Here is a 21,577-nt window from a genome sequence, read left to right as displayed (position 1 = left end):
GGGGGAGTTATGTGTCTGAGTGGTTAATTTATCGATTCTACTAAGCTAATTAAATAACACTAAATAATAATTTAATTAAGAATGATTAAATTATTACCGCGCTCAAAATTCACTCCGTTATTTATATGTAAGGCGCATAACCAAAGTTATACGCCTTACGTTTTTACGCTAAAGCCAAACCAAAAATCCGGCAGGGCTTTTACTTCGCTTCCGCTTCGGTAACGAACTGAGGAATTCTGTCGTCTTCCTCAACTCCTTTGCTACCTCGAGCGTCTTTAACGTCTTTAACCTCTTCCGCTTGGTTGCATTCTTTAGCACTTCCGCGGCAGCCGTCGCCGTAGTGCTCACCTTCCCAGCGACCAACCAGAGCTGCACCGATGGCATTACTCATGACGTTAGTGGCTGAGCGGCCCATATCGAGGAACGGATCGACACCCATCAGCAGAATTAATCCGGCTTCAGGAATATTGAACTGGTTCAGCGTTGCTGCGATAACCACCAGCGAGGCACGAGGAACACCGGCCATGCCTTTTGATGTCAGCATCAGAATCAGCAACATGGTGACCTGTTCACCCATGCTCAGCTCGATATTACAGGCTTGGGCAATGAAGATAACGGCGAATGAGCAGTAGGCCATTGAACCTACCAGGTTAAACGAGTAACCGATAGGCAGAACGAAGCTGGCAATCTTGTTTGAGACACCGAATTTTTCAAGGGCTTCAAGCGTACCGGGGAATGCCGCTTCTGAACTGGATGTCGTAAATGCCAACAGCGCAGGCTCAGTGATACCCCTGATCAGTCTTAGCGTACAGCGGCCGATAATGATAATGCCGCAGCCGATCAGGATGAGCCACAACAGGGCCAGCGTCATATAGAACTCGGCCATAAAGATACCGGCACTGACCAGAACCCCTAAACCACGTTCGGAGATCATGGCAGAGATTGCAGCAAACACCGTTAATGGTGCAAACAGCATGACATAGCCGGTTAATTTCAGCATCAGGTGGACCAGCGACTCAAGTACTTTAACAATCGGAGCCGCTTTTTCTTCACCGATTGCCGACAGGCTGATACCCATAAAGATAGAGAACACCACAATTTGTAGAATTTCATTGCGGGCCATCGCATCGACAATACTGGTCGGAATAGCGTGAGCGATAAACACCTTGAATGAGAACGGAACAGGTTCGATACCTGCAACGGTGGCACCGGCTTCAGCAACAAAGTTAATCCCTACACCCGGCTCTAACAGGTTGACGACAACCAGGCCCAGCAAGATGGAGATAAATGCAGCACAGATAAATAAAAACAGCGTTTTTGAGAATACCCGGCCAAGGGTTTTTGCATCGCCCATTTTTGCAATCCCAACCACTAAGGTTGAAATAATTAATGGTGCAATGATCATCTTAATTAAGCGTAGAAATATGTCGGTAAAAATAGAGATGTCTTTCGCATAGGTGGCAGCCGTTTCTGGGCTGGCCAGATTATTGACTGCAAATCCAACAATGATACCTATTATCAAACCTAATACGATCATTGTGGTTAATTTGTTTGATTTCATATTGATTCCATTTATAAGTAGGTCAGTATGATTTTCTTAAGATTATTCAATAATTATTTATCCCTTATGCGCCAAGGTTTTTTAACCCGGGCAGCTGAGTAAAATGTCTTATTCAATAATTGTTGTTATCCCCTTGATACTTGGCACAACGCCAAATATTTTTTTGGCATATATCAACAAGAAAAACAGTACCTTTATTATTTTTATCTAAATCGGTGCAAAGCCGTGTTGAGCCAACAATGCACCGGGTGATTTTTGGAATTTATGTTCTATACCCGTGATACTTCAAGTTGCAGATGCGTTGACTGCAACTCGAATTATTTGAGGGCTATTTAATAATGAATAAACGGAATATACCGTTAAATATTAAATTCAATTTTCAATAAGGGCGCATGCTGTTGGGCACCATAAACATCGGTGTCACCAATAGCCCCCGAAACAATGCTGCGTGGCATAACAACCTTCACGGCATTAGCAGGGTCGAACCAAACAATACTGTGAACCCGCTCCGGTTCAATTTTGTAAAGTTTGGCAATCAGCTCTTTATTAAATTGCTCCGACTCTTTAATTCTGGAATATATTTCGCTGTCTTTAAATAATATATCCAGAACTAATTCATAAGGGCCGGCGTTTTTAGATCTGACGACGCGCGCCAGCTCTCTTATTGACCTTTTCATGCCACAACTCCTTCCGGTGTCACTTTTTCCAGATAGAATTTAAACGCGATGTCCGGCGTATATTCCATTAAGTGATAGATTGAGAATTCATACACCAAACCCACTCTAATATCAGAAGGGGAGAACGGGAACGCTAAGTTACCCGCGGTGGCAATACGTCCGTCATATCCATAATGGAGCAGGGTAGAGCGCGCCAGTGAACAAATACTGTCGGCGATCTCTTGAGTCGGGGCGACAACGTCCAGCAAAATACCCAACTCATAAGAGGTGGTATCCGGCTCCGGTTCCATTGCCCCCATCACGCCATTTTTACCGTACAGATGGAAATTGATTTTTACATCATCCGGATTAATGCTCAGGTTCTTTTCAACGCTCTTACGAACTTCGACCAGAATGTTGTCAATGCCGGCGATCATAATGGAATCACGAGTGCCTGCGATGGTCAAAGTGCGGTAACCGACAGGGCGAGCACCTTCCAGCTTCACGGTATACGGTGTCTCTTCATGGCGTGAACCGCTGACGCGAACCTGACCGTGGCCTGCATCTTTGAAACTACAGTTTCTCAGATTCAATACGCCACCGGGGCCCGGCAAGAAGTAAGGATCTGACTTCTCATATAGGGTATGAGCCGCCGCCGAGGTTTCGGTAAACTGGCGCTTTTCCGTAAAGGTTTTTAGCGTAAAGCCGGTTTCATCCAGAATACCCATGGCGCAGTCTGAGCCTGAACCTGGTGTAGCAGCAATGGCCGCACATTCCAGAATTTTGCCGCAGTGCAGCGCCAGGCCTTCATCAAAGCCTTTAAGGATAGGCAGGGCGGCAAAGCAGGCTGGGTCATATGCCCGGCCGCCAAGCACCACCTGAGCGCCGGCTTCCAGCGCTTCCTGAAAAGGCTCAATGCCCATCTGCGCCACAATATAAGTGGTCTCATCAATGATGCTATGGGTTAATTCAGGGACGAAGTCCAGTGACTGAATTTTGCCATCGTCAAGGGCCTGATGAACCACCTTTTTGTCGATATCGGCAGGAATAAGCGCCATAGTAAAGCTCAGCTTCTCTTCGGCCGCTATTTCCAAAATGATTTGACGACACCACTCAAGATGAGGCGCGGCGCCTGAACCACCGGCCGTACCGATAACCACCGGAATATTATTTTTAACGCCGGCGGTAATCATATAGCGCAAATCACGTTTTACGCCGGTACGGTCGGTAAAGGGCTTACCGGCGCCGAGATAGTGCGGGCCCGGATCCGAAGATCCGGCATCGACTGCGATTAAATCAGGCGACTCTTCCATCGCTTTACGAAAGCTTTCTTCAGGGAATCCGTAGCCTAAAATGGCTGTCGGAGACAGAATTTTAAATGTTTTAGACATATCAGTTAGCCTTTTGCATTCAGTTGCGCAATGGTGCGTGACATCTCGTTAAACACAATGTTCAGGCCTTCATCAAAGCCCATGCCCGGTTTAACCAACATCCGCATAGGACGTGATGCAACCGCAACGTGAACACATGTCCGCGCACTGACGTCAGTTTCGTTACAGGTTCCGCCCTGATAGGCTTCCATACCGTGCTTATTACAGTAGAGAACGGCATCAACAATATTGTGGATACTGCCCAGGTCCGGAGTCTTGATTTGCACCATGTGGCAGCTGCCGGCATCGGTAAAATCGATAATATCCTGATAAGTGTTACACCACTCATCGGCCACGATTTTGACTTTAGAGCCCAGTTTTTCCAGATGGCGGGTGATCTCGGTTAACAGGCGAATTTGGTCTGGCTTATTTCCGGCGTCAATCGGGCCTTCAATATACAGTTCAAGCTCACCGGCCTGTTCTTGCAGGCTGGCAATGTACTCAGCGCAGCGAATAGGATCTTTATCGAAAATCAGGCCGATAGTGCCGTAAACGTCAATATGCAGGTTCGGTTTATAATTAGGATCAACCCGTAAGTCACTGATGCGCTTAGCCAGCCAGCTTACATATTCACGCAGCTTCTCGCCCTTATAACCCAGCTTTTGCTCAACGTTGTTGATAAGGCCGTGAGGCAGAACGTCAACGCCTTTGATAATCATCTTATCGACGGCGATATAACGGTCATCACCGCTCTGGCCAAACAGAGGAATAGGCTCGGCCACGACCGGAAGATTCCACTCTTTACATACCACTTCGGCTTTCAGGCAGCCGGTAGCTAATGCGGTTGCGTCCAGCAGCGCCTGAGACAGGCCGTAGCGGATTGCGGTGTGGAGTAACTTTCCTTCAATGGACAATTCGTCGAAGAAACGGGCATTGGTGCGGAACTCACTCACGTCGCGACCTTCAAGCAGCGGTTTAATATGCTGCTCTAAGAACGGAACGAAGTTGGCGGCTAAAAACAGCGGGTCACGACCGCCGGCACCGGAGTACTGAACCGCAGCACAGTCACCCACCGCGATAGCGCCGTTTTCTAAAATCAGCTGAACAGAAACGCATTCACCGGCCTGACGAATAGAGGTAAACCCGGGTGTTACCGGATCGCCGGTGTAGACGAAACCGTCTAAGCCCGCGCCATTCTTGATGGCCTGCTGGTCGTCAAAATAGAAGGATGAGTTACCTGCGGTAAATAGGGCTTTTTTAATTTTCATGATGGTCTTCCTATTAATTTACTGTGGGATACTGCGTTAATGTCATCGATAATCATTTGGAATGACGGCTGGCGGCCTTCTTCTTTAGCGCGTTCAGCAATGAAACCCTGATGTAGCGCTAAGATATCTTTTGGTAACGGAATCGCACCGGCATCGAACACGCGGATGGCACCGTTGTTATCACGAATCGGCATCATCTTGCCTGAGTTGCAGTTAGCGGGTGCAAACGGAATATCCAGCACGCCGGCTTCAAAGGCGCGTACGGTACCGATAGCAATGTCACCTTCACCCAGCTCAAGTACCTTCTTCATTACTGCGCGGACTTCCAGCTTGATCAGCTCTACTTCGCGATCGACTTCCGGACAAGGTGGGAATTTCTGATCGCGTACCATGTTCAGCATTTGGTTAGAGGCTCTTAGCCCTTGACCGTTAGCGGCAGCGGTAGGAATACCGTATGCCTCATGCGGGCTCTTGGTGATGACTTTGGTCGCACCGGCCATACCGGCAACCGCAGAACCCCATGAAATAACCGCGAAGGCGCGAGATTCATCTTCAGGGAATCCGCCCATCCACTGGTGGAATACGGTACTTAACTCATAGTTTTCGTAGCCGTTTTCATGGAAATACTCATGGGCCAGTTCACGCAGAGAGCGGATAGCGGCGATATCTTGAACCAGGTTGCCGACCTGACCGTAACCCACCGTAATGGATTTGACCCCTTGCTCCAGTGCCAATAAGCCTTCAATAATGGCGACTGCATGGGAGATAAATGGTGGGATCAGGGTGCCGGTTAACGGGCCAAATGGCTCACGGTTAATTCGAATGCCGTGTTCTTCATATACGCCAATCATGCGGTCGCAGTACTGCCAGTCGCGGATGGATTTTTCCAGCGTGACCCGTTTTGCATAAGGAATGTTGTAAGAAATTCCGCCGCCTTCGTAGCTGGTAAATCCGCTGGCCATGGCGATTTCAGCCAACAGGCGGGCATCCGGTGTGCCATGGCGAATTTGTAATGGTTTAGACAGAACTTCGGTGATTCCACGACAGGCGGCTACACCGTGGTTAACTACCGGCAGGCCGTTTAGCTTAGAGGTTCCGGCCTCGATGGATCTTTGAATACCCACGGCGGCTTCTTCATAGCGATTAAGGCGGGTGTAGGCATCAATGGTGGTTGGCAGTAAGTCACAGTCTTCTTGCAGCGTTTTTAACAGCTGAATATGTTCTTCAATCAGTGCAACACCGGCCCGAGGTTGGCTCAGCGTAATGCCTTTACGGTCGGCTTCAAACAGCGCCTTAGCAAAGTTTTTTGACTCCGGGATGGTCTGTTGGTATTTAACACCGTCCTCAAAGTTAGTGACTTCTTTACCGGTGTGCCAGGTCTGTAAGACTTGCTTACGCTCTGACATAAACTCATCTAACGCAATTTTTTTGTTTCTAAGTTCCATCATGGCTCCAACCTTCTATTTATTTAAAATCTGAACACCAGTCTGTGCAGCCGCTTTAGGGAAACGACGGGCGACATTTGCTAGCAGGGGAAATAAACCTTGTGTATCTCGGTAGTACTCAAACTCATCGGGCAATAGCACCTGCTTACCGTCATCATTTAACTCTCGGTATTTCAACCAGTGATGAATATCGAACCGGTCAGCTCTGGAGAGCCATCCGCCGGTGCCGACAACCTTCTTGAGGCGACTTAAATCCCGCCCGACCTGAAGGTCAATGGTTCCGGAGCAAGTGCATACCTGCACTTTGGTACCGGCATGACGCTCGGTGGCATACCCGATGCAAATTCCGGCCAGTAATCGGTCGAATATCTTTTCATCATCGGTTTGTGGCAGATAGTCGGGGCAGGCGGTGATGTATTTCAGGTATTGATGGAAAGCATCAATTTTGGGCTGTTGATGATGAAAATAGTGAGCCACTAACGGAGCACCGGTTTCACCAGCGATAATGGCGGAAACTCGCATCCCCAAATCACCTTCTACCGTACGTTTAACTAACGGTTCGGGTAGCCCGTGCATAACCGTATCCGGTGAAAAGGTGTTAGTGCACGATGAGTAAACGTCGGTAGTCGCTCCCCCCATGTCGATTAACATGAAGTTTTCCCATTCAGGAATGTTTTCACGGATTTGGTGTACCAGTTCAAATACGGAATAAGGGGTTGGCAGGGGGTCTTCGCCGGTTTGTTCGACGATATCGTCCAGACCTTTTCCTTTTACAATCTTGCTGAGAAAAATGTCACAAATCGCTTTGCGAGCACCAAATGGATTCGGGTTATCCAGGCTCGGCAAAACGTTATCAACCACGGTTAAATCTTTGTGCCCGAGGATGTCACGAACTTCATCCTGCAGGTCGCGGTTTCCGGCATAGATAATCGAACAGTTAAGGTCTGACTTAGCCAGCAGGCGGGCGTTGGCTAAACCATGTCCGCAGTCTCCGCCGTCAGTCCCTCCGGTAAATAACAGAATGTCCGGCGGTGAGCTCTCAAGCGCCAGAATATCGGACTTGTTTAGCTTATAAGCAAAGTGCTGAGAAACTTTAGCCCCTGCGGAGTGAGCGGCTACTTTTGCTGATTCCAGCGTAATATTAGGCACCAGACCTAAGGCCGCAACGGCCAATCCTCCTTTTGCCGAAGAGGAGTAATCCAAATTTATTTCACCGGATGCCAGTAAGGGCCTGGCATCAGAGACATTCAGTATTTTATTGAGTACTGAAAAGAAGCCTTCCGCCAAATGATGAGGCGTTGTGGGGAATAAGGCGCTATTTTTTAATTCGACCCTGTCGTTATTTCCCGCCTCACCCTTAACTTCAAATACCGCTCCTTTAGTCCAAGTGGAGCCGATATCGATAGAAACGGTGATCATTGCACGGCCTCTGCGACAGGTTCAGCGTGCAGGGCTTGTTCAATGTCGCTTTTCATTAGTGAACAAACCAGTTCAAGGTCGGTATCGGGAGAGAACACCCGATTAAAACCCATTGCTTTGAACTTAGTTTCGATTTCTGAGAAATCATGCTTACCGATAACCAGATTGCCTCCTACATACATTGGGATATCACCGATACCACGTTCAATGCAGCGTTCACGCATGCCCATACAGTCGATATCGCCGTGTCCGTAAATAGAAGAGACGATAATGGCATGAGCACCGGTTTCAATGGCCGCATCAATATATTCATCCTGGCTGACCATCACGCCGAGATTAATGACATTGAAGTCATGCATCGTAAAAACGCGGTCTAAAACTTTGTTACCAACGGCATGACAGTCTGCACCGATTACGCCCATAACGATTGTTGGTTTTTGCATGTTAAGTCCTCTATGTAGGTTACAGTTGGTATATACCCTTGATACTTCAAGTCGGAGTGCTCACAGACTTACTGTCTTCTCGCATCTTGAATTACTGGGGGCTTATTTAATTTTTAGCTTCGAGAAATTAAATTTAAGCCATAGCGTTACATTGATATAAATCAATGCATTTTTATTATGAGTTTAAATAGGCGGGTTGTTATATTCCGCACTCATTTTTTATTGGCGTTCAATGTTGTTACTTGTCGGTTTACAATGTGCTTTCTCCACATGTCAAACACAATTGATATATTTTCAGGACATCTTGAAAAATGATTTAATTAAATATCCTAAAGTAAACTTGAGGCTTTTGTTTTTATTAATTCTTTATTTATCAGTATGTTATTTTATTTTTAATCATATTTATTTAATTAAACATTATATTAACAATTGCCGGGTTATTTATTTTTTCAAATATTGTGATCTATGTAGTAATTATGCTTTTAAAATATTTTGTGAGCTGGGCCATGTTTTATTATTTTCTGTGGTATGAGTTTATTTTCCTCAATTAGTGATTCAGGTAAATTTAATTTAAGAAATTTCATTGCCTGGTCAGTTATTATTATTTGTATCGTCGGCTATATAGGGTTATTAGCTAATTTGAACGGTTCTCATTAAGTGATACCGCACCAGACTCGGTCAGTAAACGCTGGATATGCACATTAATCGCTAAGGTGTCATGATGTTCAACGGCGTTAATCAGCATTTTGTCGGTGAAAAATTTCAGCCAGAACTGATGCTTAATATGAACGGCCGGAAAATAGTTTTTTACCCTTTGCCGCAGGCTGCCCGCTAAGGTTGCCAGCGTTGACAGCGGGTCCAGCGATGCGGTTGAAAGGTGAGACTCTATCTCTTGGCGTAATAACCCACTGAGCGTTGGTGCGTTGCCGCCGGTAGAAAGGGCGATAATAATCGGAGAGTGGTCAATCAATGCCGGAGTAATAAACGAAGTCTGTAGCGGGTCATCAACGACATTACAGAAAATCTGTCGTTGAGTCGCGCAGTGGTATATCGACTGATTGATTACCGGATCATCCGTTGCGGCAATCACCAGCCAGCATCCGGTCAGCCAGTGCTCACTAAAGGCTTCCTGCACTAAGCTGACGTTGGCGTTCTTCCCCAACTCCAGTAGCCGATGGTTAAAGGTCGGAGCAACAATAGTCAGTCTGGCCTGTGCCCTTGATAGTAATTCTGCTTTATGGCTGGCAATTTGACCGCCTCCCACCACAAGGCACAGCTTCTCTTTCAGGTCACAGAAGATAGGCATGAAATCCATTTTTGTTTCCCTTTCAATTAGCGCACGCCGCCCGAGGTCATTTTGACCAGGTGAAGGTGGGGGTAGTGCTTGATTATCTGTTTTTGGCTGAGTGACCACCTAAGGTAATCAACGTCATGCCGGCTGCTGTCCAGTAACAGTCCGACAACGCTGCCACTGTGGGCGACATTCAGACCATAAATACCGCTTTGTTCAACCAGCTCCATTAATTGCTGGAACTGTGGCTTGGGTAAAATGGATTGGCTGGCAACTGCACTTAGGGTTGTTGCTTCACCCAGCCGAAAGCAGTCTTGTTTTTCATCGGCTAAGCGAAATTGTTGCCAGGACTTTTCCAGTTCGCCTGCCTGATTAAGCAGTAATTGATGGCGATTAAGACGATGGTAATCTTCAGTCAGCAGGCTGAGCGGGCTTTCCAGCAGTAAAATATCGATCTCAGGTACCCATGAAAAAGAGATGCGCGTTAGGGCCGTCTGGTGATCGAACAGGGTCAGCCGGTCAAAAATAGTGCTGTCTGTCGGTTCGAGTTGAACGCATAAACGGGCAATGGCATCGTTATCCAGTGACTGGCCAAGCAGCTTTGCCGTCGCTTTAGCCGTTGCCGCAATGTCTGCGGTGCTGCTGGCCATGCCTTTAGCTACCGGAATCGTTGATTCAAACTCAATGCATAAATTGGCGGAGAGCTCCGGGGGCTCACCGAAGTAATTCAGTACCCGTTCGGCCATCTGGCGCATGCGCGGGCGTTCATCCTGTTGCGGTGTACCTTCGGTGACGGACACTTGGCTGTACCAATCTATCGGGCAAGAGATCAGCTTTTCACTGCCCAGTATCCAGCCCTGAATCAGTTCGCCGCATGAGGCCGGGCAACGGGCATCAGCCATGAGAAAATACCTTATGCAGCGCGTTAATCAGCGTCTGATTTTCTGCGTTACTGCGCACGGCTACCCGATAGTAGTTTTCATTCAGGCCGGGATAATTTTTGCAATGGCGTATCAGAATTCGATGCTCCAGCAGAGCCTGCTGCAGGTTAAAACCTTGGCGGTTGCAGCGAAAGAACAGGTAATTAACCGTTGGCGGCCAAACGGTCAAGGCATCAAAGGCTGAAAGCTGAGTCCATAAATACTGCTGTTGTTGTTTTAACCAGCGATGAGTATCAGCAATATACTGATGGTCATCCAGCAGGACTTCACCGGCTAGTGCGGCAAAGGCATTAATTGACCAGGGCTCTTGCTGGCTCTTCATCCGGGCTATTCCATGGCTATCGCCGCTCACCATGTAACCAAGGCGTAATCCGGGAATCGCGAAGAACTTGGTCAGGGAACGTAGAATATACAGGTGGCGGGTGGTGTTTATTCGAGCAATTAAACTTTCAGACTGAGGTAAGAAGTCAATAAATGCTTCATCGACGATTAGGGCAATAGCCTGTTGTTCGCAGTAATCAACCAGCGCCTGCAAGAATAGTTGGTCGGGCATTAATCCGGTTGGATTGTTTGGCGTGGCAATAAACAGGCAGTCTGGCTGAACCTCTGCCAGCGTTTCAAGCAAGTGCATATCGGGCTGAAATCCTTGTTCTTCCCGCAAAGGATAATCAACTATTTCTACTTGGCCATTAGAAAATGCCTGTAGTGCTCGACGATATTCGGCAAAGCCCGGGGTTAATAACAGCGCCCGCTTGGGTTTTAAATAACGGACTACCGCATAAATTAACTCAGTTGCTCCGTTACCGGCCATAACGGATGCGCTTTCACACTGATGGGCATTAGCCAAAACCTGATGCAAATGGCGGTATTCCACATCCGGATATTTTTCGATACGGCTGAGGTTATTTTTAATCACTGCTTTAACCCGCTCGGGGGCGCCGAGCGGGTTAATATTGGCACTGAAATCAATCAATGAGTCAGCAGAGATCCCCATTTTTTGGGCAACTTCGACCGTATTTCCACCGTGTTCACTCATTGTTTTTTCCTGTATTTCGGTTGTTACATTGCCTCTACTAGCTGGAGAGACTCATGGCTAATATCGACCTGAGTCGATGCGAAAGAGAGAATTTCGCTTAAATTGACCACGTTGCCAATCACAATTAGTGCCGGGGCATGTAATTTTTGATTTTCAATCTCTTGTTTTAAGGTAGACAGGGTGCCTTTAGCGATTTTTTGGCGTGGTTGACTGGCATACATTACTGCCGCAGCTGGCGTATCGGGTGATTTTCCGCCCTCAATTAATAGCTTACAGATCTCTTCCTGGCGGGTCATTCCCATCAGAATAATCAGTGTGCCTTCTGTTTTTGCCAACGCATGCCAGTTTTGTGGCTCATTACCCTGACATAAATGCCCGGTGACGACATGAAAGCTGGAAGAGTAATCTCGATGGGTAACCGGAATTCCTGCATAGGCTAAGCCACCAATTGAAGAGCTGATGCCGGGGATAATCTCAAAGGCAATTTTATGTCGGGACAGGCTTTCGGCTTCTTCACCACCACGGCCAAAAACGTACGGGTCACCGCCTTTCAGGCGTACGACATTTTTTCCTGCCAGTGCATGGTCAATCAATATTTGATTAATTTGTTCCTGAGGGACCGGATGGTGATTAGGCGTTTTTCCGACGTTTATAATCTGGCAAGTATCCGGAGCCTGAGCGATAAGTTTAGGATTAACTAAGCGATCGTGAACAATAACTGTAGCTTCCCGAATACAGTGTAATCCTTTTACTGTAATCAAAGAGGGATCTCCGGGACCCGCTCCAACTAACCATACTTTTCCTTTGTTCATTAGATTACCTATATGACTGAGAAGATATATGACTATTTAACTGCTATTTATTCTGAATGAGTAGCTGGTGATTTTTATATAAGTAACTTTTATCGCTAATTTAAAATCCGTCGCATTATCCATTAATAAAATAATAATAAATTTGACTTCGATCTCATTATTTAATCATTTTACGGAATGACCTCTTTAAAATATGTAATGAATTAAATTTCCTATTTTTGGTAAATTAATATCGTTAAAAATCAATAAAATGTGATTTTGATTTGAATTTTTACAAGAATGAAGACTTTGGAAAAATATATTAAAATGCGTGTTACTATTTATTCTTTTGTTTTTTTATAAATGTGAGGGTGTTTTTTGTACGGAAATATAATTAATCAATAATAATTATGAGTGTTGTCACAAAAAATGAATGGTAGTGTGTTTATATAAGTTAAGTTGTGTATTTTAAAAATGAAGAAGACGATCTTTATTTTTTGCCGATTTAAAATATAAGCTCACAATGTAATAACAATATTGATACATTTATTGTTATATATATTTGGGTTAATGAAACGTTATATAAAATAAATTTTCCGTATGCGGACTGTGTATTGCCTAATTGAATACAGGGTTTTTCATTTTGTCTGATAACAAGGTTCTGGCATTTTTAGGAAAGGTTATGCATCAGCAACAAAAATACGCGTTTGTGATTGCAGGTACTGCCAGTGGTTGTGGTAAAACCACCATAACGCTTGGCGTGATGCGCGCCTTAATGGCTCGCCAGATGCGTATACAACCTTTCAAAATCGGACCAGATTATCTCGATAGCGGTTGGCATACCGCGGTTACCGGCGTTGCCAGCCGTAATCTTGATGCTTTTATGCTACCGGCCTCAATTCTTAATGGCCTGTTTAACCAATGTTTAGTCGATAAAGATATTGCGGTGATCGAAGGCGTTATGGGGCTTTATGACGGCTACGGTACCGGCCTGAACTATTGCAGCACCGCGGCCATGGCTAAACAACTGGGATGCCCGGTTATTTTATTAGTTGATGGCAAAGGAGTATCCACCTCAATAGCCGCAACGGTCATGGGCTTTCAGCACTTTGACCCTTCGGTCAATATCGCCGGCGTGCTGGTCAATCGGGTTAACAGTGACAGCCATTACCAACTACTCAAACAGGCTATTGAACAACATTGTGGCATCCCCGTATTGGGACGCATGCCGGTAATGCCTGATATTGAACTGCCTTCACGCTATCTTGGCCTTAATCCTGCCCGTGAACAATCCTTATCAGCGCAATCCTTATCAGCGCAATGCTTACCTGAGCAAGGCTTACAACAACAGCGCTGGCAGGTTCTGGCACAACAAATAGAAGCGACGGTTGAGCTGGACAAGCTGCTTGATTTGGTCCGGCTTAATGAACCACCCATCGGCAGCGTTGAGGGGCTTATTGACCCTCAACTGGGCCACGGGTTAACGCTGGCTTTAGCTGAAGATTCAGCCTTTAACTTCTATTACCCCGACAATCTGGCATTGCTGGAAAAGTCCGGCGTGGTGATAAAGCGCTTTAGTCCGCTTTACGACAGCCAGCTACCGGAATGTCAGATGGTGTATATCGGCGGCGGATACCCCGAACTGTATGCCGAGCAACTGGCCGCTAACGGCTCAATGTATCAGTCATTGCGACAGGCACACCTGAAAGGGATTCCTATTTACGCCGAGTGCGGCGGGCTGATGTATTTAGGTGAAACGCTGACCGATGCACAAGGCGTTCGCCATACGATGGTCGGGCTGATTGCCGGCCAAAGCCATATGGAAAAGCGGCTGACCCGCTTTGGCTATTGTGAAGCTAAAGCTAACCGCGACACCACTCTGATAGCTAAAGGTGAAACCCTGCGCGGGCATGAATTTCACTATTCCGATTTTAACTCAGATCTTGATCCGGTCTTCGATATCACTAAACGGCGAGATGGCGTGATTGAAAAATGCTGGCAGGGCGGATACCAAAATGGTAATACGCTGGCCAGTTATTTACACGTCCACTTTGCTCAACGGCCTGGTTTACTCCACCGTTGGCTTGAAATCGCGCGGGAACATCTATGAGTATTTTCACCTGGTTTATTGCTTTTCTATTAGATCTGAAATTGGGAGACCCCCAAAGCTGGCCGCATCCGGTGCGCTGGATTGGCGAACTTATTAGTAAAACGGAAGCGATGATTCGCAGCCGCTGTAAAACGGAGTCGGGCCTGCAACTGGGCGGCATTGTACTTTGGCTGGTGGTGGTGGGAGCGGCCTGGCTGGCCAGTTATTGGGTACTCAGACTGGCTTTTGGTATCCAGTTTTGGCTGGGATGCGCCGTAGAAGTGTGGATGATTTATACCACTCTGGCGACCCGAAGCCTGAGCGATGCCGCCGATCAGGTTTATCAGGCGCTGAAAAAGGGCGATCTGGCAGAAAGCCGCGAGAAGCTTTCGTGGATCGTGGGTCGAGATACCGCTGAGTTAGCGCCACCACAAATAGCCAGAGCGGTAACGGAAACCGTGGCAGAAAACACCGTTGACGGCGTTATAGCCCCGCTGTTTTTCCTGATGCTGGGCGGGGCTCCGTTAGCGATGGCATATAAAGCGGTTAATACGCTGGACTCGATGGTGGGGTACAAAACGCCAAAATTTCAGGCTATCGGCATGTTCTCAGCCCGGGCCGACGATGTGGCTAACTGGATCCCGGCCCGCCTCGGTTGGCTGCTATTGGCACTGGCCGCCTGGTGGCTAAAGCTGGATTACCGTCAGGCGTTGCATATTGGCTGGCGGGATCGCTATCAGCACAAAAGCCCGAATAGCGGATGGTCAGAAGCCACGGTAGCAGGAGCCTTAGGCGTACGCCTTGGCGGGCCAAATACCTATTTTAACCAACGGGTTGAAAAACCATGGATAGGCGACGAACGGCGTGAAATCACCCTTGATGATATGACTAAAACGACGCAGCTGATGAAGGTTGCATCGGTGATGGCTCTGCTGCTGTTTGCGCTGTTATATAGCCTGTTTAACCTGATGATATAAGGATCGCAGCTTCATGAATTACATTCAAAAACCCGCACAAATAGAAGAAAACAGTTTTTGTATTATCAGTGACATTATTCATGAAGCGCGGCCGGAATATCGCTTTGCCGATCAAGATCGGGAAGCGGTCATTAAGCGGGTTATCCATACCACCGCAGACTTTGACTGGCTGGATATTCTTCATTTCTCCCCCGATGTTATCGCGACTATCCGTCAGGCTATTCAGCGCGGCTGTACCCTGTATACCGATACCACTATGGCGCTTTCGGGTATCAATAAAACCCGCCTTGCCCAGTATGGCAGCCAGTGCCGTTGCTATATCAGTGACCCGCGGGTGGTCCAGATGGCAAAAGACCAACAGATTACCCGCTCGATGGCGGCGGTGGATATTGCCCTGCAGGAGCCGGAAGAAAAGATATTTGTTTTCGGCAATGCGCCGACTGCGCTGTTTCGACTGATGGAGCATCGGGTCAGCCCGGCTGCCGTTGTGGGCGTGCCGGTTGGCTTTGTCGGGGCCGAAGAGTCAAAGGATGCGCTGATTGACAGTGACTTAAACTACATTGCCGCCAAAGGACGAAAAGGCGGGAGTAACGTGGCGGCCGCCATTATTAACGCCATCCTGTACCGGATGCCGGAGGCGGTATGAATCAGATAAGCCCGCCGGACAGCAGTGCCAATCTCGGCGTGGTCTGGCATAAAGGCAAAGCGCTGCGCAAAGGGTATACCACCGGTTCCTGCGCAACGGCGGCCGCGCGAGTCGCGGCGCTGATGGTGTTACGCCAGCAGGTGATTAATCAAGTTTCCATTGTGACCCCGTCAGGCGTCGCGCTGTTTTTAAACGTTGAACAGCCGCTGATTGAAGGTCAGCAGGCCTCAGCAGCTATTCGTAAAGACGGCGGCGATGATATTGATGCGACTCACGGCATGCTGATTTACGCCAGAGTGTCACTCAACGATGGCGGCGTTATACGGCTTGAAGGCGGAGAGGGCGTTGGGCGGGTTACGCGCAACGGCGTCGGCTTACCCGTCGGCTGTGCGGCAATTAATAAAACCCCTCGGCAAACCATTGAGCAGGCGGTACGCGATGTTATTGGCCCTAATCGCGGGGCTGAGATTGTGATTTTTGCGCCGGAAGGCGAAGAACGGGCAAAGAAAACCTATAACGACAGGCTGGGTATTAAAGGCGGTATTTCAATTATCGGTACCAGCGGCATTGTAACGCCTATGTCAGAAGAGAGCTGGAAACGCTCTTTGTCTATTGAACTGGAAATGAAGCGAGCCAACGGGCTAGAGAAAATCATTTTGGTGCCCGGTAACCACGGCGAACGCTTTGTCAGTCAGCAAATGTCTATCGATGGCGATTATGTCGTCACTATGAGCAATTTTGTCGGCTACATGTTACAGGAAACGGTCCGGCTGGGTTTCCGCCATGTGGTTTTAGTGGGGCACCCCGGTAAGCTGGTGAAGATTGCCGCCGGAATTTTCCATACCCACAGTCATATTGCTGATGGTCGCATGGAAACCTTGATCTCACATTTGGCTCTGATGGGGGCACCTGTTGAACTGCTTCAGGCGGTAGATCGGTGCGACACCACCGAGGCGGCGATTGAGCTGATTGCTGAACGCGGCTGGCAAGCGGTTTATCACCAAATAGCCCGAAAGATCTGTTTCCGTGTCGACCAAATGCTGCGGTTCTCTAGTGATAAACCGAAGTGCGACGCGGTAATGTTTTCTTTTGAAAATCAGGTCTTGGGCAGCAATCGCCCGGTGAGTGAGATCGTGGAGGACTTCCGATGATTACCGTTGTCGGCGTTGGCCCGGGAGCGCCGGACCATCACACTCAGGCATTACTGAACGCCGTCGCACGGGCCGATATTCTGGTCGGCGGAGAACGCCATTTAGCGATATTTCCCCATTTTAACGGTGAGACCAAACGGCTTAGTTCAGATATCTATTCTCTGATGAAATGGCTTGAGCTGCACCAGCAGAAAAACGTCGTGGTACTGGCTTCCGGCGATCCGCTGTTCTATGGCATCGGCAAACGGATCGCCGAATATTTCAGACCTGAGAATATCCGCATTCTTCCCGGCATCAGTGCGGTTCAGTATCTGTGCTCGCTGATTCATCTGGATATGAATGACATCTATCTCACCAGCAGCCACGGGCGCAGGCCCGATTTCGACTGGCTTTTATCTCATCCCAAAATTGGCATGGTGACCGATAAAATCATCGGTCCGCGTGAAATTGCCGATCAGATTTTAGCGCGCGGTCAGCAGCGATTTATGGTGATTGGCGAGAACTTATCTCAGCAAAGTCAGCGAATTACCTATCTTAAACCCGACGAAGTTGGGTCTGACTATGACATCAACGTAGTGGTGATTCTCAATGAACGATGAACTATTTCTGCGCGGGCACCGGGTGCCAATGACTAAAGAGCCGGTAAGGCTGCTGGCGTTGGAACGGCTGGATTTACGCCATGCACGGCGATTGATTGATATCGGCGCCGGCACCGGAAGTATTTCTATTGAAGCCGCTTTACGCTACCCGAATCTGGACGTGATTGCCATTGAGCGCAATGAGTCTGCGTTGAGTCTGATCGCTGAAAACTGTCGGCATTTTGATTGCCACAATATCCGGATTATCTCCGGCATGGCTCCGGTCGATATTGCGGAAACGGCTGATGCCATTTTTATTGGCGGAACCGGTGGTCAACTGACGGAGTTAGTTGACTGGTCGCTGCAACATTTACCGTCAGGCGGTCGCCTGGTGATGACCTTTATTCTGCTCGAAAACCTGACCAAAGCACTGGCGTATCTCCAAACCTGCCGGGTGACACAGCTTGACTGCTGCGAACTTCAGATAGGTGCGTTGACTTCACTGGGGCAGGGGCACTATTTCAAACCGAATAATCCCGCTTATCTTATTTCCTGTCTGAAGGAGGAGTGTCGTGCCTGAACGTTTTGATTTTGATACCAGCAAAGTATGGTTTGTTGGCGCCGGACCGGGGGATAAAACCCTGATCACCTTAAAAGGCTACCGTCTGTTACAACAGGCTCAGGTGGTTATCTATGCCGGCTCGCTGATTAATACTGAACTGTTGGAGTATTGCCCTGCAGACGCAGAATGTCATGACAGTGCCAGCCTGACGTTACACCAAATTACGGACCTGATGATCGGCGGAGTTAAGGCCGGCAAGCTCGTGGTTCGTCTGCAAACCGGTGATTTATCCCTGTATGGCTCTATTCGTGAGCAGGGGGAAGTGCTGTCGGAACACGGAATCTCATTCGTTTCTGTACCGGGGGTAAGCTCATTTTTGGGGGCGGCTTCTCAGCTTGGGGTGGAATATACCGTACCGGAGGTTTCGCAAAGCCTGATTATTACGCGTATTGAAGGTCGAACGCCGATGCCCCCCAAGGAGAGTCTGGAATCCTTTGCTGCCCATCAAACATCGATGGCGATTTTTCTGTCGGTTCAGGATATTACCGGAGTCGTTAAGCAGCTCACATCGGGCGGTTATCCGCCAGAAACACCGGTTGCGGTAGTTTACAAAGCGACATGGGAAGACTGCCAGATTGTGCGCGCTACCTTAGCGGATATCGCTGAACGGGTAAAAGCTTCCGGTATTTGTAAGACGGCGCTGATTCTGGTGGGGCCGTTCCTCGGTGATGAGTATCACTATTCAAAACTTTATGATGCGGGATTCAGCCATGAGTACCGTCAGGCCTGATTTATCCATTGCGCTGTTTTGTCTGACGCCGGGCGGCGTTGCGCTGGCCCGGCGGCTACGACCGCATCTGAAGATGAGCTGTTTTACCAGCCCGGCGCTGATAGAACCCGGTTTTATTCCGTTTGATGGCGGGTTTGCCAACGCACTTCGTCAGGCATTTGGCCAGTATGACCGACTGATTGTGATCGGGGCCACCGGCGTTACCGTTCGGGTGCTGGCGCCGGTACTTCACGACAAACTGACCGATCCGGCCGTTGTGGTACTCGATGAACAAGGCCAATTTGCTATTAGCTTATTGTCCGGCCACGTTGGCGGTGCTAATCAACTGGCCCGGCAGCTTGCCGATATTCTCGGCGGGCAGGCGGTGATTACTACGGCTACTGACGTCAATAACATGGCCGCTCTTGACCAACTGGCAGGAGAGATCGACGGCCGGATAGACAACTTTCGTGACAGCGTAAAGACGGTAAACCAAATGTTGGTGAGCGGCAAAAAAGTCGGCATCTGGTGGCACCCGGCATTAGTTGCGCAAAAAGAGCGTGTTGATACCCGCGGTTTTGTACCGGTAGAGGACTTGGCCGCTTTACCTGAACTCGACGGGCTGGTGTATATCAGCTACCACCGGGAAATGCTGAGGCTAAACGTGCCAACGTTCAAGCTGGTGCCGCGTCGGGTAGTTGTCGGGATTGGCTGTCGTCGCGGCGTTGACCCCGTTTTGGTCGCGCAAATGTTGTCGGCACATCTGGCTGACAATGATCTTGATCCTCTGGCGTTAAAAGCGATTGGCAGCGTGGATTTAAAACGAGATGAGCCCGCGCTGAACCAACTGGCTCGGTCCAGCGGCGTTCCGTTTCAGCTATTCCCCGTGAGTGCCCTTTCTGAGCTTGAACATCTTTTTCCGGTTTCTGATTTTGTCCGTCAAACGGTAGGAGCCGGCTGTGTTTCTCAACCGGTTGCCTGGCTGTTGAGCGGCGGGAATATTACCGGACATACCCTGAAACAACAGGGTGTCACCATGACTTTAGGAGTATTGGCGTAATGTTAACAGTGATTGGTATTGGCCCCGGCAGTGAAGCAATGATGACTCAGGATGCCATTGCTGCGTTAAAAGAGGCCGATGTAGTGGTGGGGTATAAAACCTATACCCATCTGGTTAAACCGTTGGTCGGCGATAAAGAAGTGATTAAAACCGGCATGTGTAAAGAGATTGAGCGCTGCCATTTGGCCATCGATTTAGCCGAACAGGGTAAGAACGTCGCCATGGTATGCAGCGGTGACGCCGGTATTTACGGCATGGCCGGGTTGATCTTAGAGATTGTGACTAAGCAAAAGCGCAACGTTGAGGTGCGACTGGTATCTGGCGTTACGGCCAGCATTGCCGCCGCGGCTCTGCTAGGGGCTCCGCTAATGCATGACTTCTGTCATATCAGCCTGAGCGACTTATTAACCCCATGGGATGTGATTGAGAAGCGGGTTAAAGCCGCCGCTGAGGCCGACTTTGTTATCTGTTTTTACAACCCGCGCAGCCGGGGCCGTGAAGGTCATTTGGCAAAGGCTTTTGAGCTTATGGCGCCCTGGACATCACCTTCAACGCCGGTCGGGGTGGTGAAAGCCGCCGGTCGCAAAAAGCAGGAAAAGTGGATAACCACCTTCGGTGAAATGGACTACAGCAATGTGGATATGACCAGCCTGGTGATTGTCGGCAATCAGTCGACCTACATCAGCGATGGCCTAATGATCACGCCAAGGGGATATACGCTGTGAGCCAACCATTGATCCATGTCTTTGGCGGTACCAGCGATGCCCGCCAGATTTGCCAAATGCTTGATGACAGCGGGAGCGCTTACCGATTATCGGTAGCCACCGCGACCGGCGTTCAGCAGGCAGCCGGAATTGGTGGCGAAATTGTCTGTGGCCGAATGGATGCGGATCAAATGATTGATTACTTACAGCAGCAGGGTATCCGGCAGGTGATCGATGCCTCTCATCCTTATGCAGAACTGCTCAGCAAGAATATTTTTCAGGCCTGCCGGGTCGTCGGTATTCCGCTGATTCGCTATGAGCGTATTAGTGAGATTCATGCGGTTTTGCATCCGCTGGTTCATCGAGTATCCACTATCGATCAGGCGTGTGAACTGGCTAAAAGCCTCGGGCAGCGGGTGCTGCTAACCACCGGCAGTAAGCAACTACCGGACTACGTCAATCTGCTCTCCGGCATGACGGTGATGGCCAGAGTGTTACCCACCACTGAGGTTTTAGCGCTGTGCGAATACTGCGGCCTGTCGGTCGATCAAATTTTTGCCCTAAAAGGACCGTTCAGCGCCGACTTTAATCGGGCGTTATACCAGTTTTGTCAGGCTGACGTGGTGATTACCAAAGAGTCTGGCGCCCAGGGGGGATTTAAACAAAAGGTCGAACCCTGCCTGATGTTAGGCATTCCCTGCATTATCGTTTGTCGCCCGAAAGGGCTGTTTGATGGTGACGGAGTCACTCAGGTCAACGGCCTGAAAGAGATGGAACGATTATTAACCCAAGGTCAGATTACCGCTAACTAGTCAGGATA

General features: G+C 48.7%; 21 protein-coding genes. 10 read left to right on the top strand and 11 right to left on the bottom strand.

Annotated elements, in window-relative coordinates:
• Positions 1-199 precede the first annotated feature (199 nt).
• The 11 genes from YWE_RS28430 to cobA all read right to left on the bottom strand — a co-directional run bounded on the left by YWE_RS28430 (position 200) and on the right by cobA (position 12,242).
• The gene (locus YWE_RS28430; protein WP_084167177.1) at positions 200-1,561 is read right to left on the bottom strand and encodes a dicarboxylate/amino acid:cation symporter; all 1,362 of its coding nucleotides are present in this window, start codon (positions 1,559-1,561) and stop codon (positions 200-202) included.
• 359 nt (positions 1,562-1,920) lie between these two features.
• Positions 1,921-2,238, bottom strand: coding sequence for a DUF4387 domain-containing protein (locus YWE_RS0122635; protein ID WP_029096509.1), 318 nt, complete (start codon positions 2,236-2,238; stop codon positions 1,921-1,923).
• Entirely contained in the window at positions 2,235-3,608 is a 1,374-nt protein-coding gene (locus YWE_RS0122630) for an acyclic terpene utilization AtuA family protein (RefSeq protein ID WP_029096508.1), read from the bottom strand. Before YWE_RS0122630 ends, YWE_RS0122635 begins: the two co-directional genes overlap by 4 nt.
• A gap of 5 nt (positions 3,609-3,613) precedes the next feature.
• Positions 3,614-4,855 carry a methylaspartate ammonia-lyase gene (locus YWE_RS0122625; protein ID WP_029096507.1) on the bottom strand — a complete coding sequence of 414 codons (1,242 nt, stop codon included), beginning with the start codon at positions 4,853-4,855 and terminating at the stop codon, positions 3,614-3,616.
• Complete coding sequence (locus YWE_RS0122620) at positions 4,852-6,300, bottom strand: methylaspartate mutase subunit E (protein WP_029096506.1); 1,449 nt, start codon at positions 6,298-6,300, stop codon at positions 4,852-4,854. The genes YWE_RS0122625 and YWE_RS0122620 overlap by 4 nt, the downstream gene beginning before the upstream one ends.
• A 15-nt stretch (positions 6,301-6,315) precedes the next feature.
• On the bottom strand, positions 6,316-7,719 hold the full coding sequence (glmL, locus tag YWE_RS0122615) for a methylaspartate mutase accessory protein GlmL (RefSeq protein ID WP_029096505.1): 1,404 nt from the start codon (positions 7,717-7,719) through the stop codon (positions 6,316-6,318).
• Positions 7,716-8,162: a methylaspartate mutase subunit S gene (gene glmS, locus YWE_RS0122610; protein WP_029096504.1), complete on the bottom strand. Its 447-nt coding sequence runs from the start codon at positions 8,160-8,162 to the stop codon at positions 7,716-7,718. Before glmS ends, glmL begins: the two co-directional genes overlap by 4 nt.
• Positions 8,163-8,796: 634 nt before the next feature.
• Positions 8,797-9,477, bottom strand: coding sequence for a precorrin-2 dehydrogenase/sirohydrochlorin ferrochelatase family protein (locus tag YWE_RS28425; RefSeq protein ID WP_051323529.1), 681 nt, complete (start codon positions 9,475-9,477; stop codon positions 8,797-8,799).
• A gap of 17 nt (positions 9,478-9,494) precedes the next feature.
• The gene (locus tag YWE_RS0122600; RefSeq protein WP_029096503.1) at positions 9,495-10,355 is read right to left on the bottom strand and encodes a GHMP family kinase ATP-binding protein; all 861 of its coding nucleotides are present in this window, start codon (positions 10,353-10,355) and stop codon (positions 9,495-9,497) included.
• Positions 10,348-11,430 (bottom strand): threonine-phosphate decarboxylase CobD, encoded by a 1,083-nt coding sequence (gene cobD / locus YWE_RS0122595; protein WP_029096502.1) that lies wholly within the window; start codon positions 11,428-11,430, stop codon positions 10,348-10,350. Before cobD ends, YWE_RS0122600 begins: the two co-directional genes overlap by 8 nt.
• A 23-nt stretch (positions 11,431-11,453) precedes the next feature.
• Positions 11,454-12,242, bottom strand: a complete 789-nt coding sequence (cobA, locus tag YWE_RS0122590) for a uroporphyrinogen-III C-methyltransferase (protein WP_029096501.1) — start codon at positions 12,240-12,242, stop codon at positions 11,454-11,456.
• 661 nt (positions 12,243-12,903) lie between these two features.
• Here cobA and YWE_RS0122585 point away from each other — a divergent pair.
• From YWE_RS0122585 to YWE_RS0122540, 10 genes are read left to right on the top strand one after another with little or no spacing between them, the layout of a single operon-like run.
• The gene (locus tag YWE_RS0122585) at positions 12,904-14,331 is read left to right on the top strand and encodes a cobyrinic acid a,c-diamide synthase CobB (RefSeq protein WP_029096500.1); all 1,428 of its coding nucleotides are present in this window, start codon (positions 12,904-12,906) and stop codon (positions 14,329-14,331) included.
• Positions 14,328-15,287: an adenosylcobinamide-phosphate synthase CbiB gene (cbiB, locus tag YWE_RS0122580; RefSeq protein ID WP_029096499.1), complete on the top strand. Its 960-nt coding sequence runs from the start codon at positions 14,328-14,330 to the stop codon at positions 15,285-15,287. The genes YWE_RS0122585 and cbiB overlap by 4 nt, the downstream gene beginning before the upstream one ends.
• Before the next feature lie 13 nt (positions 15,288-15,300).
• Positions 15,301-15,933, top strand: a complete 633-nt coding sequence (locus tag YWE_RS0122575; protein ID WP_029096498.1) for a cobalt-precorrin-8 methylmutase — start codon at positions 15,301-15,303, stop codon at positions 15,931-15,933.
• Positions 15,930-17,084 (top strand): cobalt-precorrin-5B (C(1))-methyltransferase CbiD, encoded by a 1,155-nt coding sequence (gene cbiD / locus YWE_RS0122570; RefSeq protein WP_029096497.1) that lies wholly within the window; start codon positions 15,930-15,932, stop codon positions 17,082-17,084. Before YWE_RS0122575 ends, cbiD begins: the two co-directional genes overlap by 4 nt.
• Positions 17,081-17,683 carry a cobalt-precorrin-7 (C(5))-methyltransferase gene (locus YWE_RS0122565; protein WP_029096496.1) on the top strand — a complete coding sequence of 201 codons (603 nt, stop codon included), beginning with the start codon at positions 17,081-17,083 and terminating at the stop codon, positions 17,681-17,683. Before cbiD ends, YWE_RS0122565 begins: the two co-directional genes overlap by 4 nt.
• Complete coding sequence (locus YWE_RS0122560) at positions 17,673-18,242, top strand: decarboxylating cobalt-precorrin-6B (C(15))-methyltransferase (protein WP_029096495.1); 570 nt, start codon at positions 17,673-17,675, stop codon at positions 18,240-18,242. The genes YWE_RS0122565 and YWE_RS0122560 overlap by 11 nt, the downstream gene beginning before the upstream one ends.
• Positions 18,235-19,014 (top strand): cobalt-precorrin-4 methyltransferase, encoded by a 780-nt coding sequence (locus tag YWE_RS0122555; RefSeq protein WP_029096494.1) that lies wholly within the window; start codon positions 18,235-18,237, stop codon positions 19,012-19,014. The genes YWE_RS0122560 and YWE_RS0122555 overlap by 8 nt, the downstream gene beginning before the upstream one ends.
• Complete coding sequence (gene cbiG / locus YWE_RS0122550) at positions 18,995-20,053, top strand: cobalt-precorrin 5A hydrolase (protein WP_029096493.1); 1,059 nt, start codon at positions 18,995-18,997, stop codon at positions 20,051-20,053. The genes YWE_RS0122555 and cbiG overlap by 20 nt, the downstream gene beginning before the upstream one ends.
• Complete coding sequence (locus YWE_RS0122545; protein WP_029096492.1) at positions 20,053-20,778, top strand: precorrin-3B C(17)-methyltransferase; 726 nt, start codon at positions 20,053-20,055, stop codon at positions 20,776-20,778. The genes cbiG and YWE_RS0122545 overlap by 1 nt, the downstream gene beginning before the upstream one ends.
• Positions 20,775-21,569 carry a cobalt-precorrin-6A reductase gene (locus tag YWE_RS0122540; protein ID WP_029096491.1) on the top strand — a complete coding sequence of 265 codons (795 nt, stop codon included), beginning with the start codon at positions 20,775-20,777 and terminating at the stop codon, positions 21,567-21,569. Before YWE_RS0122545 ends, YWE_RS0122540 begins: the two co-directional genes overlap by 4 nt.
• Positions 21,570-21,577: the final 8 nt, after the last annotated feature.

This window comes from Budvicia aquatica DSM 5075 = ATCC 35567, assembly GCF_000427805.1.
Classification (GTDB): Bacteria; Pseudomonadota; Gammaproteobacteria; order Enterobacterales; family Enterobacteriaceae; genus Budvicia; species Budvicia aquatica.
This window is presented reverse-complemented; position numbering and strand designations above follow the sequence as displayed.

Excerpts from the sequence above, each read along its gene's own strand:
- YWE_RS28430 (WP_084167177.1), bottom strand. The coding sequence starts at position 1,561 with ATGAAATCAAACAAATTAACCACAATGATCGTATTAGGTTTGATAATA.
- YWE_RS0122635 (WP_029096509.1), bottom strand. The coding sequence starts at position 2,238 with ATGAAAAGGTCAATAAGAGAGCTGGCGCGCGTCGTCAGATCTAAAAAC.
- YWE_RS0122630 (WP_029096508.1), bottom strand. The coding sequence starts at position 3,608 with ATGTCTAAAACATTTAAAATTCTGTCTCCGACAGCCATTTTAGGCTAC.
- YWE_RS0122625 (WP_029096507.1), bottom strand. The coding sequence starts at position 4,855 with ATGAAAATTAAAAAAGCCCTATTTACCGCAGGTAACTCATCCTTCTAT.
- YWE_RS0122620 (WP_029096506.1), bottom strand. The coding sequence starts at position 6,300 with ATGGAACTTAGAAACAAAAAAATTGCGTTAGATGAGTTTATGTCAGAG.
- glmL (WP_029096505.1), bottom strand. The coding sequence starts at position 7,719 with ATGATCACCGTTTCTATCGATATCGGCTCCACTTGGACTAAAGGAGCG.
- glmS (WP_029096504.1), bottom strand. The coding sequence starts at position 8,162 with ATGCAAAAACCAACAATCGTTATGGGCGTAATCGGTGCAGACTGTCAT.
- YWE_RS28425 (WP_051323529.1), bottom strand. The coding sequence starts at position 9,477 with ATGGATTTCATGCCTATCTTCTGTGACCTGAAAGAGAAGCTGTGCCTT.
- YWE_RS0122600 (WP_029096503.1), bottom strand. The coding sequence starts at position 10,355 with ATGGCTGATGCCCGTTGCCCGGCCTCATGCGGCGAACTGATTCAGGGC.
- cobD (WP_029096502.1), bottom strand. The coding sequence starts at position 11,430 with ATGAGTGAACACGGTGGAAATACGGTCGAAGTTGCCCAAAAAATGGGG.
- cobA (WP_029096501.1), bottom strand. The coding sequence starts at position 12,242 with ATGAACAAAGGAAAAGTATGGTTAGTTGGAGCGGGTCCCGGAGATCCC.
- YWE_RS0122585 (WP_029096500.1), top strand. The coding sequence starts at position 12,904 with ATGCATCAGCAACAAAAATACGCGTTTGTGATTGCAGGTACTGCCAGT.
- cbiB (WP_029096499.1), top strand. The coding sequence starts at position 14,328 with ATGAGTATTTTCACCTGGTTTATTGCTTTTCTATTAGATCTGAAATTG.
- YWE_RS0122575 (WP_029096498.1), top strand. The coding sequence starts at position 15,301 with ATGAATTACATTCAAAAACCCGCACAAATAGAAGAAAACAGTTTTTGT.
- cbiD (WP_029096497.1), top strand. The coding sequence starts at position 15,930 with ATGAATCAGATAAGCCCGCCGGACAGCAGTGCCAATCTCGGCGTGGTC.
- YWE_RS0122565 (WP_029096496.1), top strand. The coding sequence starts at position 17,081 with ATGATTACCGTTGTCGGCGTTGGCCCGGGAGCGCCGGACCATCACACT.
- YWE_RS0122560 (WP_029096495.1), top strand. The coding sequence starts at position 17,673 with ATGAACGATGAACTATTTCTGCGCGGGCACCGGGTGCCAATGACTAAA.
- cbiG (WP_029096493.1), top strand. The coding sequence starts at position 18,995 with ATGAGTACCGTCAGGCCTGATTTATCCATTGCGCTGTTTTGTCTGACG.
- YWE_RS0122545 (WP_029096492.1), top strand. The coding sequence starts at position 20,053 with ATGTTAACAGTGATTGGTATTGGCCCCGGCAGTGAAGCAATGATGACT.